Source organism: Lunatimonas lonarensis, from assembly GCF_000390185.1.
Classification (GTDB): Bacteria; Bacteroidota; Bacteroidia; order Cytophagales; family Cyclobacteriaceae; genus Lunatimonas; species Lunatimonas lonarensis.
In genome coordinates, this window is record NZ_AQHR01000088.1 from 271,436 (window position 1) to 287,912 (window position 16,477).

At 46.3% G+C, this 16,477-nt stretch carries 15 protein-coding genes; 7 read left to right on the forward strand and 8 right to left on the reverse strand.

Annotation, left to right across the window (positions count from 1 at the left end; translation table 11 throughout):
- The first annotated feature begins 56 nt into the window (after positions 1–56).
- The 3 genes from ADIS_RS15475 to ADIS_RS15485 are packed head-to-tail and all read left to right on the forward strand — an operon-like array spanning position 57 to position 3,936.
- A complete protein-coding gene (locus ADIS_RS15475) occupies positions 57–815 on the forward strand; it encodes a lysophospholipid acyltransferase family protein (RefSeq protein WP_035806299.1) in 759 nt (252 codons plus the stop codon).
- A 29-nt stretch (positions 816–844) separates the two neighbouring features.
- On the forward strand, positions 845–1,132 hold the full coding sequence (gene gatC / locus ADIS_RS15480) for an Asp-tRNA(Asn)/Glu-tRNA(Gln) amidotransferase subunit GatC (protein WP_010855560.1): 288 nt from the start codon (positions 845–847) through the stop codon (positions 1,130–1,132).
- Positions 1,132–3,936, forward strand: coding sequence for a tetratricopeptide repeat protein (locus tag ADIS_RS15485; RefSeq protein ID WP_010855561.1), 2,805 nt, complete (start codon positions 1,132–1,134; stop codon positions 3,934–3,936). The genes gatC and ADIS_RS15485 overlap by 1 nt, the downstream gene beginning before the upstream one ends.
- A 25-nt stretch (positions 3,937–3,961) precedes the next feature.
- On the opposite strand, the gene ADIS_RS15490 is transcribed toward ADIS_RS15485, so the two are convergent.
- Positions 3,962–5,263, reverse strand: a complete 1,302-nt coding sequence (locus ADIS_RS15490) for an aminopeptidase P family protein (RefSeq protein ID WP_010855562.1) — start codon at positions 5,261–5,263, stop codon at positions 3,962–3,964.
- Between the two features lie 393 nt (positions 5,264–5,656).
- On the opposite strand from ADIS_RS15490, the gene ADIS_RS15495 reads away from it, so the two are divergent.
- The 4 genes from ADIS_RS15495 to ADIS_RS15510 are packed head-to-tail and all read left to right on the forward strand — an operon-like array spanning position 5,657 to position 10,204.
- Positions 5,657–6,892, forward strand: a complete 1,236-nt coding sequence (locus tag ADIS_RS15495) for a M16 family metallopeptidase (RefSeq protein ID WP_010855563.1) — start codon at positions 5,657–5,659, stop codon at positions 6,890–6,892.
- A 3-nt stretch (positions 6,893–6,895) separates the two neighbouring features.
- Positions 6,896–7,537: an O-methyltransferase gene (locus tag ADIS_RS15500; protein ID WP_010855564.1), complete on the forward strand. Its 642-nt coding sequence runs from the start codon at positions 6,896–6,898 to the stop codon at positions 7,535–7,537.
- A gap of 8 nt (positions 7,538–7,545) precedes the next feature.
- On the forward strand, positions 7,546–9,162 hold the full coding sequence (locus tag ADIS_RS15505; RefSeq protein ID WP_010855565.1) for a LysM peptidoglycan-binding domain-containing protein: 1,617 nt from the start codon (positions 7,546–7,548) through the stop codon (positions 9,160–9,162).
- Positions 9,163–9,205: 43 nt separating this feature from the next.
- Positions 9,206–10,204 (forward strand): DUF3078 domain-containing protein, encoded by a 999-nt coding sequence (locus ADIS_RS15510; RefSeq protein ID WP_035806390.1) that lies wholly within the window; start codon positions 9,206–9,208, stop codon positions 10,202–10,204.
- A gap of 18 nt (positions 10,205–10,222) precedes the next feature.
- On the opposite strand, the gene ADIS_RS15515 is transcribed toward ADIS_RS15510, so the two are convergent.
- The 7 genes from ADIS_RS15515 to dnaN all read right to left on the reverse strand — a co-directional run bounded on the left by ADIS_RS15515 (position 10,223) and on the right by dnaN (position 16,258).
- Positions 10,223–10,765 carry a hypothetical protein gene (locus ADIS_RS15515; RefSeq protein WP_010855567.1) on the reverse strand — a complete coding sequence of 181 codons (543 nt, stop codon included), beginning with the start codon at positions 10,763–10,765 and terminating at the stop codon, positions 10,223–10,225.
- A 32-nt stretch (positions 10,766–10,797) separates the two neighbouring features.
- Positions 10,798–11,943: a DNA polymerase III subunit gamma/tau gene (locus ADIS_RS15520; protein ID WP_010855568.1), complete on the reverse strand. Its 1,146-nt coding sequence runs from the start codon at positions 11,941–11,943 to the stop codon at positions 10,798–10,800.
- 89 nt (positions 11,944–12,032) lie between these two features.
- Positions 12,033–12,839, reverse strand: coding sequence for a DUF481 domain-containing protein (locus ADIS_RS15525; RefSeq protein ID WP_238325447.1), 807 nt, complete (start codon positions 12,837–12,839; stop codon positions 12,033–12,035).
- 33 nt (positions 12,840–12,872) lie between these two features.
- Complete coding sequence (locus tag ADIS_RS15530) at positions 12,873–13,733, reverse strand: GNAT family N-acetyltransferase (RefSeq protein ID WP_010855570.1); 861 nt, start codon at positions 13,731–13,733, stop codon at positions 12,873–12,875.
- Between the two features lie 110 nt (positions 13,734–13,843).
- Complete coding sequence (locus ADIS_RS15535) at positions 13,844–14,554, reverse strand: hypothetical protein (RefSeq protein WP_162141576.1); 711 nt, start codon at positions 14,552–14,554, stop codon at positions 13,844–13,846.
- Positions 14,555–14,656: 102 nt separating this feature from the next.
- Positions 14,657–15,016 carry a hypothetical protein gene (locus ADIS_RS15540; RefSeq protein ID WP_035806302.1) on the reverse strand — a complete coding sequence of 120 codons (360 nt, stop codon included), beginning with the start codon at positions 15,014–15,016 and terminating at the stop codon, positions 14,657–14,659.
- Between the two features lie 117 nt (positions 15,017–15,133).
- Positions 15,134–16,258 carry a DNA polymerase III subunit beta gene (gene dnaN / locus ADIS_RS15545; protein ID WP_010855573.1) on the reverse strand — a complete coding sequence of 375 codons (1,125 nt, stop codon included), beginning with the start codon at positions 16,256–16,258 and terminating at the stop codon, positions 15,134–15,136.
- Between the last annotated feature and the right edge of the window lie 219 nt (positions 16,259–16,477).

Below are 16,477 nucleotides of genomic sequence, written 5' to 3' on the forward strand. Positions count from 1 at the left end.
TCCCCTGTCCACTGCTGCCGGGTATCTTAAACTTTTAACCTTGTACTTGATCGTTCATGCGCCTTTTACGGAGAATATACTCAATTTACGGCACAATCGTGTTTTTTGGCACTTTCTTCTTGCTGCTGCCAGTTTTTGTTCTTACGATTGAAGTGCCTTCTTGGAACAAATACGGACGAAAACTTAACCGGATTTGGTCTACCATCTTTTTCAGTTTTCTTCTCATACGCGTAAGATTTGAAAACTTGGAATATCTCAAGGCCAACCGCCAATACGTGATCGTTTCCAACCACTTCTCTTACCTGGATATCCCTGTATTGGGATTGATACCCTTTGATTTGGTGTTTGTGGGCAAAGCCTCTTTGGGAAAGATCCCCCTTTTCGGCTATATGTTTAGGAATCTTCATATTGCCGTAGACAGAACCAGTCTCAAGAGCAGGGGAGCCTCCATCGCCAAGGCAAAAGAGGCAATTGATCAAGGTGCCAGTGTGGTAGTTTTCCCAGAAGGCGGCATCAACAGTCAGAACCCTCCGCGTCTGGCAAGGTTCAAGGACGGTGCGTTTCGTATCGCCATGGACAAACAAATTCCCCTTATTCCTATCACCTTATCCTATAATCATTTAATTTTGCCCGACGACGGAAGGTTTTTACTTCGACATAAAAAGGCCAAAGTCGTCATACACCCACCAGTGTCTGTTCATGGTTCCAATACAAAAACGGTGAACGGTCTGAAGGAGCATTGCTTTGGTGTTATTCAGGAACAATTGCTTAGGGACAATCCGGGGGCAGATGTGTCGATGGACACAAGGCAGTAATACAGGTAATTTGTTGAAATAAGAGAAAAATGAAAATAGACGTAGCTACGTTAAAAAAGATCGCCCACTTGGCCCGACTTGAATTTGATGAAGAAAGTGCGGAAAAAATGACTTCCGATATGACGCAGATTCTGGACTGGGTAGAAAAGCTAAACGAAGTAGATACCAGCAACGTATCACCTATCACTACTATGTCGTCGGAAGAAAATGTTTTGAGAGAGGATGTGGTAGGTACTCACTTGAACCATGAAAAAGGATTAATGAATGCCCCCCACCGGGACTCAGATTACTTTAGGGTTCCGAAGGTATTGGAGTAATGAAATCCAGCACCGAAAAACGGATTTTTTCAGCAATCTTCGTGTTATTGCCAATCGTTCTGGCCGCTTTAGGGGGGATTGGTCTCATCTATTCCGGATTGTTTTTCTATCGAGGTTCCATTCCCTTGGCTACCGGTGTGGTTTCCGACAGGGTCAATGTACCCCTTGATACCATTTCATTGGGATTTGCCCAGTTCCATTTGGAAACACAGAATTTCCTCCTATTCCAACTGTTTGAATCCCTCCCTCCACTCAGTTTTCCCTTGGAAAGCCAAATCATCGGTTTATCTATCTGGTTGTTGTTTTCGCTGGGAGTGATATTGGTCAGTGGGTTTCAGCGATACCCATTTATAGGAGGTATGGTTGTTGCTATTTTTCTACTAGTCCTGTCTGGGGTAAATGACCTTGAGATAAGCCAGCTGGGACAAAACTCAGGCTTGGTCATTTCTCTTCTTGGACTGATCTTTCCTGCCATTGTCCTACATACTTTTTTCCCAAACAGCACCCTGAAACTACGGAGCGGCATTATCCTTGCAATCGCGTTCGTTACCTGGGCAACACTTATCCAGCTGTCTCCGGTACCGGCACCTACGTTGCTCCTGTCCGAACTGGGCGGTCTAAGTGCCCTGATTATATCCACTATATTTATTCTTTACATCGGGCATGCAGTCATAGGCAGTTGTTTTGTGGCGCTTTCGACGCTAAACCAAGGGATAGGGCTAAAAATTACCTGGCACTTCACCTTACTGTCGATCGCTTACCTTTCATTGATTGCATTGCTGTTTTTGCAGGCCATAGGTGAGATCCGGACTTCGTTCCCTTTGCCTCCCGTATACCTGATTTTTATCGCAACCGGCATTCTTGGCTACTTTGAAACGAGTCGCAAAATCAGGCAGATACCTCAGCCTTATGGTCTGGCATTGATTGGCAAGGGCATTTACCTCATAGGGTTTGCCATTAGCAGCTTGGTTTGGTTTAAGGCAGAACTTACCGCCAATGCCCCGATGGGCGACTTCCTTACGCATGTATTCCTGTATTCACAGATCGGATTTGGGTTGTTGTTTTTTTTGTATTTGATTTCCAACTTCATTGGCATCATGAACACAGGTACTCCTGTGGAAAAAATCATGTATCGGCCGCCCTTTTTCCCTTATTTTCACATGCGTATGGGAGCTTTGCTGAGCTTTCTTGTACTGGCAATCTTTTCTGATGCTGTTCTTCTGGTTCAGCTTCATTCTACTTCGATCAATCTTTCTGCCGACTACTACCAGGCATTGGGAAGGAATCGAGAGGCAGCTATTCTTTATGAACATGCGTTTGACCGATACCGGAACAACCCGAAAAACCTAAACACCCTTGCCCATTTCTATTTCAATGAGCGACAGCCCACTCCCGGTATTCAAGCCCTGATAAGAAGTTTTGACGAACGCCCAAACGTACCGGATATCATCCTGCTGACGTCAAAATTGCAGGGCACTTCCAAACACAGCGATGCCCTGTTTTACCTTGAGGAGGGTCTCAAGTATTTCCCCAGAAATCCCTATCTGTTAAATAACCTTGCGTATCTAAAAGCCAAACAGCTTAAGCCCAGAGAGGCGTTGGCACTGTGGCAGGAGATGGATAAAAAGGTAGATATTCGAGATGCCAACCTACAAGCGTTGTATGCCTTGCATGACCTATCTTGGGTTGACGGGGAATTGGACAAAAACCCACTGGGGCAGGTAAACAGAATGGCCAATTATAACATGGTACATCAAACCGCCCCATTTTCCCTCCATACCGATTCGATCCGGATACCCTCCTCGGTAAATCTTGCCATACTCAGAAACCAATGGAGCCAAGCAGCTGATACAGATTACGTCCAAGACATTCACCAAATAGACCGAATCCTGGAAAGGGAACTTCCACCGTCTGTGGTCGCTGAACTCATGGAAACCAAAGTAATCAGGAACTACCAGGAAGGGGAACTAAACGCCACGTTGAACAACCTTGGATTCCTGGCAACCAATTATACGGGCAGTGCAGGTTTTTTTCTTTCCATGCAGGCCAAAATCTTTGCCTCTCAGTACGACTTTAACCGGGCAGCCGACGCCTTTTTAGAAGCTGAGAAACAAGGCTTTTCACAGGTAGACGAAGATGTCCTGGCAATAATCAAACTAGCGGGAAAAGGGGATGAAGCGCAAAGACTCGCCGAAAAATACAGCGTAACTTTTCCAGCTTGGATGAGTTTGGGCGAAGATACCTCTACAGAACCCAACGATCTTATGATTTTGGCTGAAGGATTGGCCGGCTTGCTTACCAACACCAAGGAACCTGCCTGGGAATTCCTAGATCGGCTTAATGGCGCACAGCGAAAGGCCGATTATGCAGTTCAGTTACTTTTCCGGAAATCCCACTGGCTCGAATCCCACGAGTTCGAGACCATAGGAAAAGTACTAAAAGCAGCCTACCCCGACAAAACGGCTGATATTGAATCCATTATTGCCTTTTTTAGGGATGACCTACCCATCCCTGATAATCAAGCGTTAGAGTGGCTACCAAAAATCGCCACAGATCCCGTCGCAAATGCCTATATGACCCCACTCGTATTGCGCAAAACGAGGGAAACCGAAAACGACATTGATGCATACAACTTGCTTCACGCTGCCACCAGATTAAACCGCGACCCGCTACTTTGGATAGAGTTGGTTAGGTATAGCAGAAAAATCGGCCAAGCCAACTATGCAAGCAGCTACCTGATGGAAATGAGTACTTGGATGGAAGCAGAGGAGCTGATCCAACTGCAGATCAATTACCTCCGATAGGGTTTGACCTCAATCCGGACGCGGGTTAAAAAACCCTGCCCTGATTCATCAATTCCTCTATTTCCTCTGCTTCGATGGGGATATGTTGCATTAGATCCAGGTTTCCGCCTTGCTGTATCAAAAGATTATTTTCCAAACGAATCCCGATCCCCTCCTCCGGAATATAGATCCCCGGCTCCACGGTGAAAACCATCCCTTCCTCGATAGGATCGTAAATGGTTCCAACGTCGTGCACATCGAGACCCAAATGGTGGGAGGTCCCGTGCATAAAATATTTCTTGTATGCCGGCCATTGCGGATCCTGCTTGGCCACATCTTCCTCAGAAATCAAGCCCAGCCCCATCAGTTCATACTGCATCACCGCGCCGATTTCCCGGTGATAGTCCTGAATAGTGATCCCCGGGCAGAGCATATTGCAGGCCTTTCGGTGAACCCTCAAAACCGCTTCATATACCTGTCGTTGCCTTTTGGAAAATCGCCCACCCACCGGCAGGGTACGGGTCATGTCCGCATTGTAATTACCATACTCCGCACCCACGTCAAACAACACCAAATCCCCTTCTTGACAGACTTGGTCATTATCGGTGTAATGAAGGACACAGGCATTCTTTCCAGAGGCAATGATGGGCTCATAGGCAAAGCCTTTACTTCCTCGACGTACAAACTCATGCAAAAATTCAGCCTCTAACTCGTATTCCTTCACACCGGGTTTGAGTACTTGTAAAATCCGACGAAACCCCGCCTCCGTGATATCACATGCATGCTGCATCTGCGCGACTTCTTCGGATTCCTTCACCGCTCGTAGTCGGTGCATCAATGGGGCTACCCTCCGGTAAGTGTGCAGGGGATATCGCTCGCGGCATTGCTTGATAAACCGAGCGTCTCTTGTTTCCACGTGCACGGTGGCCCTCAGATGTTCATTCGTGTTTAAAAAGACCTCATCACTTAGTGCCATCAGCATCGTCCATATCCCTTCAAAAGCGTCCAGCCATTCTATTCGGGAGACTCCGGAACTTGCACTTGCTTCCTCCTTGGTCAGTTTATGGCCCTCCCAAACCGCTATGTGCTCGTCTGTTTTACGTATAAAGAGAATTTCCCTCATTTCTTCTTTGGGACAATTCGGGCAAAGAACCAAGATCGTCTCTTCCTGGTCTATACCTGTGAGGTAAAAGAGATCATTGTTCTGTCTAAACCTCATGGTACCGTCTGCATTGGTAGGCAGTACGTCGTTTGCGTGAAATATGGCAAGTGCATTTTGGGGAAGCTTCCCAACCAACTTTTTTCGATTTCGAATGTACAGATCCTTATCCAACGGTTGATAACGCATACTAATCAGATTGGTGTAATTGATAAAACATTTAGTGTAAATAAATCAAACACTTCGCAGCCCTCACACACTGGGAAATAACCCGCAAGGAAGGAAATTATCCTCCACTTGCGGTAAAGTCCCCGTTCGAAGCAACATACAAGCAGGCCGCCCAAGCCGCGGCAAGATATCACCTTTACCGATAAAAAGTTACCAGAAACACATAAAAGTCATCCAACCACCGAAAGACAGGCAAGGTCAAATACCTATTTGTATTGCTCCGGCATGGTCTCCAAATGGGCAGCAAAACCATGGTCTACCTTAAAACAGGTTTTTCATGCGTTCCCACAATTCCTATCATGTATTACCGATTATTGCTGCTATTTTTGTATTTTAGAAGTGTATCAAATTGGAATGTCGTATCAGATCAAGGAATTAGCAAACGGGATCCGCATTGTTCACCAAGAGGTCACCCATACCCGAATGGTGCATTGTGGATTTATTTTGGACATAGGAAGTAGGGATGAGGAAAAAGACCAGGTAGGGTTGGCGCATTTTTGGGAACACATGGCTTTTAAAGGTACCCATAAACGTAAAGCCTTTCATATCATCAACCGGCTCGATTCCCTGGGTGGCGAGCTCAATGCCTATACAACCAAGGAAAAGCTGTGCTTTTACTCCAGTGTACTAAAAGAGCACTTTGGCAAAGCCGCCGAGCTGCTATGCGATATTACCTTCAACAGCATTTTTCCTCCGAAGCAGATTGAAAAAGAACGACAGGTGATATTGGAAGAGATGGCCATGTACCAAGATTCCCCTGACGACTCCATCCAAGATGATTTTGATGAAATATTGTTTCCCGGGCACAGTCTAGGAAACAACATCCTAGGGACGGAAGAATCTGTTCGGGCATTTAGGCAAGCACACTTCCTCGACTTTATCCAGAGCCGCATGGATACCTCAAAAATTGTCTTTTCGGTAGTTGGAAACATCAGCTTTAAAAAAGTTTTGACAGTAGTAGTTCCCTTCTTGTCTGCCATCCCCTCAAAACGCAGCGTATACAGGCGTCTTCCCGTCAATGGGTATGTACCAAAGGTTACCACCACCTACAAGGAGATAACACAGGCCCACTGTGCCTTGGGAAGGCCTACTTTGGGGCTCAAAGACCCCAACCGTTACAAGTTGTTTTTGCTCAATAATATTTTAGGTGGACCAAGCATGAACTCGCGATTGAATATGGCCCTGCGGGAAAAACATGGGCTGGTTTACAGCATTGAATCCGTGTATCAGGCCTATACCGACGCAGGATTCATTGGTATATTTTACGGTACGGAAGAACCGTCCGCGACCAAAGCCCGTAGGATAGTCATGCGGGAACTCAGGCGTATACGCGAAAAAAAACTCGGCACATTGCAACTCCACATGGCAAAAGAACAGACCATCGGCCAAATGGCTATGGCAGAGGAAAACTACCCTGGCTTAATGTTGGTATACGGCAAAACGTTGCTTGACAAAGGCTATATTGAGCCGTTGGAGCGTATTTTTTCCCTCATAAAATCGGCCTCTGCAGAGGATCTTCAAGATCTTGCCCAAGAAGTTTACAACGAGGATCAATTCAGTGTGTTATCCTACCTCCCCAAACCCGATTAGACCATGATAGAAGATGCTTTGTTTACCTACTGTGTCGATCATACTGACAAGGAGGATGCGGTGTTGGAGAATATCGCACGGCAGACCCATCTGAAAGTGCTCAAACCCCGCATGATATCCGGCCCCGTTCAGGGAAAATTTTTGGAACTACAGACCAAAATGCTTAAGCCTCGCTTGGTGCTGGAAATAGGCACATTTACCGGCTATGCGGCTGTTTGCATGGCCAGAGGCTTGGATGACATGGGTCGTCTTATTACACTGGACATCAACGATGAGCTTGAGGAAATGGTGAGGGGCTTCTTCGGGTCTTCGGGTGTTGGACATAAAATTGACTACCGCATAGGCAATGCCCTTAAATTAATTCCAAAAATTACTGGTAACTTTGATATGGTGTTCATCGATGCGGACAAAATCAACTATTCCCGGTATTATGACTTGGTAATAGACCGCCTTAATCCGGGAGGAATCATTTTTGCCGACAATATTCTCTGGTCCGGTAAGGTACTTGAGAGCCACCGCAAAAAGCTGGATAAAGATACGGCCGCCATATTGGCGTTTAACCGAAAAGTTCAAAACGATCACAGGGTAGAAAATGTCATACTCCCGATTCGTGACGGCATTATGATGGCCAGAAAACGAACCTAATACAGGGCATGAGAATAGCAAAAATATTTCCACTTTTAATGATTTGGCTGGCTTCCCTGCCGGCCATTGCGCAGGTACCGGAAGTTCCTTCTGTGATCTACTTTGCGGACATGACGCTTCAGCTCAATGAGCAGGCACGTAGGGAAATACAAGCGGATGTGAACGCACTCTATCGAAATCCCCAATATTTTCAGATCAAGCTGGACCGTGTCAACCTGTACATGCCCATAGTAGAGCGGGTGCTTCGTGAACAGGGCGTTCCGGATGATTTAAAATACCTGGTTATCCAAGAGAGTAGCTTGATTTCAGATGCCGTTTCCACCTCCAATGCAGTGGGTTTCTGGCAATTTAAAAAAGGGACGGCCGAAGAGGTCTTTCTGCGTGTGGACAACCAAGTCGACGAGCGAAAGAATATCGTCTCCTCTACCCGAGGGGCTGCCCTGTACCTGAAAAAGCACCAAGGGCATCTGAACAACTGGGCAACAGCCTTGGTGTCTTATCAAATGGGCCTCGGAGGAGCACGGGGGTATTTTGGCGACCAGTATAAGGGGAAGCGAACCATGGAAATAGACAGAAATTCCCATTGGTACCTTAAAAAGTACCTCGCCCATAAAATCGCCTTCGAAGGACAAACCGGCAAACTCGTAAGTAATGGCGATTACCTACACGAATATACGGTCAAAGGCCCAACCACACTGGCCGAGGTGGCCAGGCAGTTGGGAGTATCCGAAAACCACTTAAAAGATTATAACAAATGGGCCCCGACCGGTACGATCCCTGGTGACAAAACCTATGTCGTGACTTATATTCAAAAAGGCATCGCGCCTGTTCGACCGGCCATTCAGACAGACCTCCCACCAACCGAAAAAGGACAGACGGGCCCGGTGCTGGCCCAAAGCGGGCAGGTATCTCCCTACCCGAAGGTAACAGGCAACACCTCCAAAGCCACTCAACGTGGCCAAGTAAGCGTAAACGGCATAAAAGCCGTCATGGCTTCGGCCAGTGGTCCCATCACCCAGCTTGCAAACCAAGTGGATATGAAAGAAAAGAAACTAAGGAGATTAAATGATCTCAGTAAGTCCGATCCCATCCAAGCCGGTCAATATTATTATACCAAACGAAAAAGAGGAAAAGCCGAAGCCACCGAACACGTCGTTCAAGCGGGGGAAACACTTTGGAAAATCTCGCAAATCCACGGCATAAGGGTTCATTCACTTAAGGCAAAAAACCGCATCTACCAGGATAAAGACCTGAAACCGGGAATGGTTCTGTTGCTTCAAGATTACAGAAAGCGGGGAGAGGAAATCAAAATGGCATCCCCAACCCCTAGGCCTTCCGCACCTGTGCGCACAGAGACTCGATTGGCCGATACAGGGAACAGACCTCAGGCCTCGTCGTCCAACACTGTCACATCCCAAGTGGCTCCCCGTGTTTCCCAAACCACCTCCCCTTCCACCACCACTACTTTGCCGGCTTCTATCATAGAGCACGTGGTGGAACCAGGGGATACGCTCTATGCCATTTCGCGGAAGCATCAGGTAACCGTTGAACAGCTAAAACAATGGAATCAAATCGGCGCAGACAACCTGTTAAAAGTTGGACAAAAGCTTGTCATCCGAAAGTGATCGGCATAGTTCGCTTTTTGGTGTTGAAATAACCCAGTATGTGATGAAGCAGTATTTCCCAATAGCATTATTTTTTTTACTATGCTGCGTTGCCCTGCGGGCCAATGCGCAAGACGTGGGAGCGCTGAGTAGAGCCGATACGGTTATAATCAGCGGCGATACACTCATTATGTTGGGTGACTCCCTTATTTTTGCCCCAATCGCACGGGAAATCTATTGGAAAAAAGGGGGAAACTTCAATTTAAGTATTCAGCAGGTATCGCTAAGCAATTGGTCGGCTGGTGGTGCAAGTTCCTCTGCCCTGAATACCGGTCTTCTGTTGTTTGCCAACTATAAAAAAGGCGATAAGATTTGGGACACCAAACTCACGGTGAACTATGGGCTCAACCGGCAGACCGGTCGGGCTTTCCCTACCCGAAAAACCAATGACAACTTCATCTTTATCAGCAAATATGGTAGGGAGATCACCAAAAAAATGTACCTATCTACCCAGATAGATGCCAGAACCCAACTTCTTCGAGGATACAGATATTTCAGGCCTCCTGGTGAGGACAGGGAAAGCCGATCCCGCATTTCAGATTTACTAAGCCCAGGCTATGTGCAGTCCTCCACCGGTCTCAATTACCAGAAAGAGCTGAAAAAAAACGGTAGATTCTCGACCATTATATCCCCCTTCACAGGTCGTTTTACAATCGTGCTGGATGATTCGCTAAGCAGGGCTGGAGCTTTTGGGGTAATACCCGGAGAAAATGTACGGGCAGAGGCGGGTGTTTCACTGGGAAACTCTATTGACACCCAAGTCATGGAAAATATCCGTTGGAAGGCAGACCTTAACCTATTCTCAAATTACGAACGTCTCGGAAACATGGTGGTGAACTTCAACTCTGTTCTTTCCATGCGGGTCAACCGCTACATTACCACCCGAATCGAAACGGTACTTATATATGATGAGCGGGTTTTCATCCAACAGGAAGATGGCACCTCCTCCCGGGCGATCCAGCTTCAAAACATGATTAACTTCGGCATTGGTATTGACTTTTGATGATAGCGTATTTGAAGGTCAGAAATCGGTTTCCAGATCAAACCTTTTTTTCAGTTCGTTGAGTGCTGGTGATTTTTTCAATAGATACTGAAGTCTTTCGCTTGCGGTGTACAGATTTTTTGACTGATCCTGGGCCTCCTCCTTGATCTCGCAGGTGATCTCCGCCTTTGCGTGATGAAGCTTTCGCCTGAAAAGCCCGGTAAGCTCCGGCTTACAGCGCATAAAAATATCCTGCTGCAACTCCCCTGCCAAGAGAAAATGAATCGCTATCCCACGCAACTCATAAGGTTGACGAAGCACAGCTACTTCCATGTTTTTATGAGCTGCCTTATAATCGGAAAGAATCTCCTCCAGTGCGGCGGAAACCCGTTCGATTTCGAGGGGATCTGTGGACAGAACATGATCCACCGGTTCGCCACCGGGCTCCTCCTTAGTTGCCGAAACCGACACAATAGGTCTATCCTTGGATTGCCTCTCGGCTTCCCGAAGGGTAGTGGGTATGGAAATGGTCTTTTTTACCGGGGTATTCCCTTCCCTTCCGGATGCGGCAATCACGGACAACGCCGCAGACCCAGCGGATTTGGGTTCAGCTGCTAAACTTTTTTTTTTGCCTCATCTTGGGCAAGGGCTGCCAGGGAAATGGCGCTTGGAAGATTGGCCAGCTTCATCAATAAAAGCTCCACATGAAGCCGTTGGTTTTTGCTGGTCCTGTAGGAGAAATCAGCATGGTTTGCCATGTTCAGGGCAGTGAGCAAAAAGGAGAGGGAAGCCTTCTCTGATTGCTCTTTGTAGCGCTGTTTCGCGGATTCGGAAACCTGTAATAGATGTAACGTCGCCGGATCCTTACAGACCATGAGCTCCCGAAAATGCTCCGCTAGACCTACCAAAAAATTATGCGCATCAAACCCTTTCTTCAGGATTTCATCAAAGATCAACAGGGCAGCCGATATACTCTCTTCCAATAAGGCATCGGTCACCTTGAAATAATAATCATAGTCAAGGATATGCAGGTTATTGATCGTCTCCTGGTAGGTAAGCTTATTGCCGTCCGAAAATGTGACTATTAGGTCAAAAATCGAAAGTGCGTCCCTCAGTGCTCCATCTGCCTTCGTGGCAATAAGCCGAAGGGCCTCCTCCTCGTAGGCAATTGCTTCCTTTTGGGCAATATACTTAAGATGCTCCGTGATATCGGCTATCTGTATCCTGTTGAAATCAAATATCTGACAGCGGGAAAGGATGGTGGGGATGATCTTGTGCTTTTCCGTAGTGGCCAAAATAAAAATCGCATACTTTGGCGGCTCTTCCAGGGTTTTCAAAAATGCGTTGAAAGCCTGATTGCTGAGCATATGCACCTCATCGATTATGTATACCTTAAACTTCCCTTTTTGCGGTGCATACCGCACCTGGTCTACCAGGTTTCTGATGTCGTCCACAGAGTTGTTGGAGGCGGCATCAAGCTCGTGGACGTTAAAGGAGCTGTTTGCCTTGAACGATAGGCAGGAATCACATTGGTCGCAAGCTTCGAAATCTGCGGTACGGTTTTCACAGTTGATCGTCTTCGCCAGAATACGCGCACAGGTGGTCTTGCCTACACCACGGGGCCCACAAAACAAAAATGCTTGCGCAAGGTGGTCGTTTTTGATGGCATTTTTCAGCGTGGTGGTAATATGCTGCTGTCCCACTACGCTCTTAAAATCGGAAGGCCTGTATTTCCTGGCAGAGACGACAAAATTTTCCATTGATGCAAGTTATAAAATTAATCCAAATGAAATAATGGCAAATTGGATTAAAAAAAACGAATGCCTGTAGCATCCTGATTTAATGTAGGTTAGAAATCCAGTGACAAGCCCGTGCGGAAGGAAAAGATCAAATTCGTAATAGGAACGATTGGCCTGTTTTCATAGCTGAGATCAAACGTATTGGTAAGGGAAAAACGGTCACTGATCTTGGTGTTGATTATAGTGGAGCTATTAAACCGCTGTCGGAAATCAGAAATGGACCGGTCGAACCCCACTTGGTAATAATTAACCAGATTCACATCGACAAAGTCGTTTAAGGTCGCACGTAACGAGAAATAATTCGAGCTTTTGAACAAACTAATCTGTCTAATTTCTTCCAAATAGGGGTGCTGCCAAGTCTCCCATTCCTTCAACCCCCCTATCCCTACAAGTAAGGTTAGCCGATCCGTCTTGATTGTACTCAACCGGACAGACCCGCCGATTAGCAATCTTGGATCCAAGCCCCGGAAATTATCAAATGAGTACTGCCCATACACCTCATAGTTTACTTTTTCCTCCCTAAGGAAGTTAACACGACCATGGACAAACCCAAAATTAAGGAAGTCTGCGTCATTGATCTTGAGGTAGTCAAAATTGGAAACAAAAACGAAGGCATGTTTGGCGGGGTAATAGATCGCATTTACGTCCAGGTTATACCCGAAAAGACTTACCGGATCATCTACGCCCGCACTCCGGTTGTAATGATTCAACCCAAACGTGGTCTTAAACTGGAAATACTTGGCGGTGTCCTTTTCCATACGCAGCCGCTCAATATTCAAGATTTGTGCATCGGCTCGTTTTCCGCTGAAAACGAACAAGAGAACCAGCAAAAGGACTATCAGGTAACGTCTACTCAAAACAACTGGTTAAATTCTAAACATCGTTGGCATTCAGCCCAGTTCCGGACCACATACGGCAAATACCCTTGTCGGATCCCCTGGATACGGATTACCCTTCAGGAACATGCGAAACAATTCACGCTGAACCTGAAAGCCACAAGATTCAAGCCAAGAGACCCAAGCCTGCTTTTCTTTAGGCACATCGATGACCAGCCAACCTCCTGTAAATCCATTAAGTGCAAAGGCCAGCAATGCCTTCGCCTCGGCATCCGTTTGGGCCACGATTGTCCCCAAATGCAAGTAGCGGGTTCCCTGACGTGCGAAAAGGTACCCTTGGGCTCCCTGTTCTGATTTTATCCGACAAGCCAATCCGGGCATGCTTCGAAAGGCATGTTGTACCACCTGCCCACGATCTGCTCCAAAAACCCTCCTATCCAAAGGGTAAATCTGGACCATTTCTTCCTCTGTGAGAACACCTACACTGTTTACCAACACGTTGGAAAAAGAAGGGGATTGGGGGTCGTAGGCCACCATTCGCAACAAGGTATATTCCTCCTCAAACCCAAGTTGACGATACACAGGAAATCCGGCCGGAGTCGCATCCAACTTAATAGACGCTACCCTATTCAGCGATTGGATCACAGCCTTCATCAGCATTTTACTGATGCCCCGACCTCTGTGGGATCGATTTACAAGCATCATACCAATCCATGCGACCCTGTCTGCATAGTTTATGCCCACCACCGTGCCGACCACCTTGTCATCCTCCACCGCTACCAAACAGCTGTCAGGTGCCATGCCAAGAAATAAATTCCAATCCTCCCGGGTTTGGTTCCACCCCTCGGCATCCTTGAGTGCCATGGCGGCATCCAGGTCATCGGCAGTCATCAGGCGAATGGTGGTGGTTGGCATGGGTTCGATGTAAGAGCTAGTCGTGAGTTTGATCCGAAACTAGGAAAAGCAACACAATATTCAAAAATTCAGGAGGGATTATATCGTACTGCTCTAGGACCCGAATCTTACTATTCAATATCCCGACTTGTTGATTCTGCAATATCCAGCCGGTATATACGGAATAAATCTTCCTCAATATCTGGATTTTCCACCCCAATGGCAAACAATTCCCCCTCACGAACACCTATATTATTGGCTTGAAAAACCTCGGGGACAAAATCACCCAAAGTGTTACCCTCCAGGTCACCTATCCATACACGTCGCTTATATTTTTCGTCCATGCGCTCCCTCAATGCAATGCGCTCCTCAACACCCATATTCTCCTGAAATGCGCTTAAATCCGCAGGACTATACCCCGGGAAATACGCTATTAGGAGAAATTCTTTAAAACGGACGATACTTTCAATTTTTCCGCCCAATAAAAAAAATCCAATATCGGTTCCTACCTTGGCATTTTCACCACCTTGGAAGTAATGATAGTCCTTTAGCGAGGGTTTAAACTGAGAAATCAGCTCATGCGGTGGATCAACATCATATAAATAAATCACAGGTTCAATCCCGAAGGCAACATAAATGAATCCGTCTGAAATACAGAAAGCAGGCAACCATGATCCAAAGGGAAAGTAATTGCCGTTTTTAAACAAGCTCCCATTTGGGAAGTTGGCAAAAGCCTCCTTTTTTCCAGTTGATGGATCAAGCCACTTAAGTAAGTGCATTGCTGCGTAGCTTGCAGGCCCCTCGTTTTCTCTAGTCCGTGACCCTTGGTCGAAATACAACAAGCGGTCGCCATGTTTGGCAAAACTTTTACCAAAAACCCGTTGGGCAAAAACGTGGGGCTCCATATTGTTTTCTTTTGTTGAACTCACGAGCTTTCCTGATAATTAATAGGTATTAAAACCTACGAACCCATACGCTAAGAAATGATGGTTGTCCACGAAGGTCAACGGTGCCATCAGTACCCCATATCTGTCTGGCACATCTCCAAACTTGGAATAGGAATGCAATGTATTACCCTCAAAATCTACTACATAAATTTCTTCCCCCAAATCCCTTTGATCCATAAAGAGGATACGACGTGCTCTGGGATGTATGTCGTTAACGACTGGTTTGCCAATAAAGGGAATTTCTATGCTATCAACGGCGACCAAAATCAAATCTGAAGATAATTCTGTCTCAACCTCCCGGTCGCTAGGCTTGGTGCACGCTACTGTCAGAAAAATAGATAACCATATGAATTTCATACCCTAATATACACCTAATTTTTTAATTAAAAAGGAAATAAAACAAAAAACCTCCCCCAAACAAATGCCTGGAGGAGGAAAAAAGGGTTGTAGACGTTCTGCCGGATAAAGAAAATCTTACACGTAGTTGCTGAGCATCACCGGCATCACCAACATAAGGATATCTTCATTGTCTTTCATATCCGATGGGGTAATAAGTCCCGCCCGGTTTGGTGCGCTAAACTTCAAGGTGATCTCCCTGGAGTTGATGTTGTTAAGCATCTCGACCAAAAACTTGGCATTGAAGCCGATCTCAATATCTTCCCCATCATGCACACAGCTTAGTCGCTCGTTGGCCTCGTTTGAAAAATCCAGATCTTCCGCCGAAATCTGCAGTTCACTTCCGGTCAACTTAAGCCTAACCTGATGGGTCGTCTTGTTGGCATAGATGGCAATCCGACGAAGCGAACCCAGAAAATCCAACCGATCAATGGTCATATTGTTGTTGTTGTCCAAAGGGATGACGTTTTCGTAATCGGGAAAGCGCTCGTCGATGAGCCTACAGATCATCTTGATGCTGTTGAATTTGAAATACGCGTTGGAGGCATTAAACTCCACACTCACGGGTACGTTGTCGGAGGGCAAGGTTGCCTTTAACAGGTTAAGTGCCTTTCTCGGTATAATGATACTTGCAGGGTCACTTGACACGATATCTACCCGCCGGTAGCGGATCAATCGATGGCCGTCTGTTGCCACAAAGGTGGTATTTGTGTCACTTAGGTTGACGTACACCCCCGTCATCGCCGGCCTAAGTTCGTCGCCACTGGTTGCAAAAATGGTATTGTTTATTGCACTGCTCAGGACTTCCGTAGACATATCGACGGAAGTGGCGTTGTTTACCACCGGTATTTTCGGAAAGTCGGTGGCATTTTCGCCTGCCAACTTATACCGGCCATTGTCCGAACTGATCTCTATGCTATAGGTTTCCTTGTCTATGCTGAAAGTAACGGGTTGTTCCGGAAGGTTCTTGAGGGTTTCGATCAGAATCTTTGCAGGCACTGCAATGTTTCCATCCTCTTTTGCCTCCACATCTATCTCCGTAATCATGGAGGTCTGCAGGTCAGAAGCCGTAACGGTAAGCTTGCTGTCCTTTATCTCAAAAAGAAAATTCTCAAGTATAGGCACTACCGGGTTCGTAGTGACCACACCGTTAATGGACGAAAGATGCTTTAAAAGCGAAGAAGAAGAAACAATGAATTTCATTTGATCTTGATTTATATTTATGGCCTTATTCGACCGTTTGTACTGGGCTACTCGCTGAATTTAGGCTGCCAAAATAAAGGAATCGCTGCAAATTATCCATCGCTATCCCTGCATTTTTTTTACCTCCTTTTATAACAGGGTAAAAATAGAAATAAAATCACAAATGCCCTTGTGTATGGGGGTATTCCTGTGAAAGTTTTTGAAAAAACAGGAAATGCC

Coding starts and splice junctions, on each gene's coding strand:
- ADIS_RS15475 (WP_035806299.1), top strand. CDS start 57: ATGCGCCTTTTACGGAGAATATACTCAATTTACGGCACAATCGTGTTT.
- gatC (WP_010855560.1), top strand. CDS start 845: ATGAAAATAGACGTAGCTACGTTAAAAAAGATCGCCCACTTGGCCCGA.
- ADIS_RS15485 (WP_010855561.1), top strand. CDS start 1,132: ATGAAATCCAGCACCGAAAAACGGATTTTTTCAGCAATCTTCGTGTTA.
- ADIS_RS15490 (WP_010855562.1), bottom strand. CDS start 5,263: ATGCGTTATCAACCGTTGGATAAGGATCTGTACATTCGAAATCGAAAA.
- ADIS_RS15495 (WP_010855563.1), top strand. CDS start 5,657: ATGTCGTATCAGATCAAGGAATTAGCAAACGGGATCCGCATTGTTCAC.
- ADIS_RS15500 (WP_010855564.1), top strand. CDS start 6,896: ATGATAGAAGATGCTTTGTTTACCTACTGTGTCGATCATACTGACAAG.
- ADIS_RS15505 (WP_010855565.1), top strand. CDS start 7,546: ATGAGAATAGCAAAAATATTTCCACTTTTAATGATTTGGCTGGCTTCC.
- ADIS_RS15510 (WP_035806390.1), top strand. CDS start 9,206: ATGAAGCAGTATTTCCCAATAGCATTATTTTTTTTACTATGCTGCGTT.
- ADIS_RS15520 (WP_010855568.1), bottom strand. CDS start 11,943: ATGGAAAATTTTGTCGTCTCTGCCAGGAAATACAGGCCTTCCGATTTT.
- ADIS_RS15530 (WP_010855570.1), bottom strand. CDS start 13,733: ATGCCAACCACCACCATTCGCCTGATGACTGCCGATGACCTGGATGCC.
- ADIS_RS15540 (WP_035806302.1), bottom strand. CDS start 15,016: ATGAAATTCATATGGTTATCTATTTTTCTGACAGTAGCGTGCACCAAG.
- dnaN (WP_010855573.1), bottom strand. CDS start 16,258: ATGAAATTCATTGTTTCTTCTTCTTCGCTTTTAAAGCATCTTTCGTCC.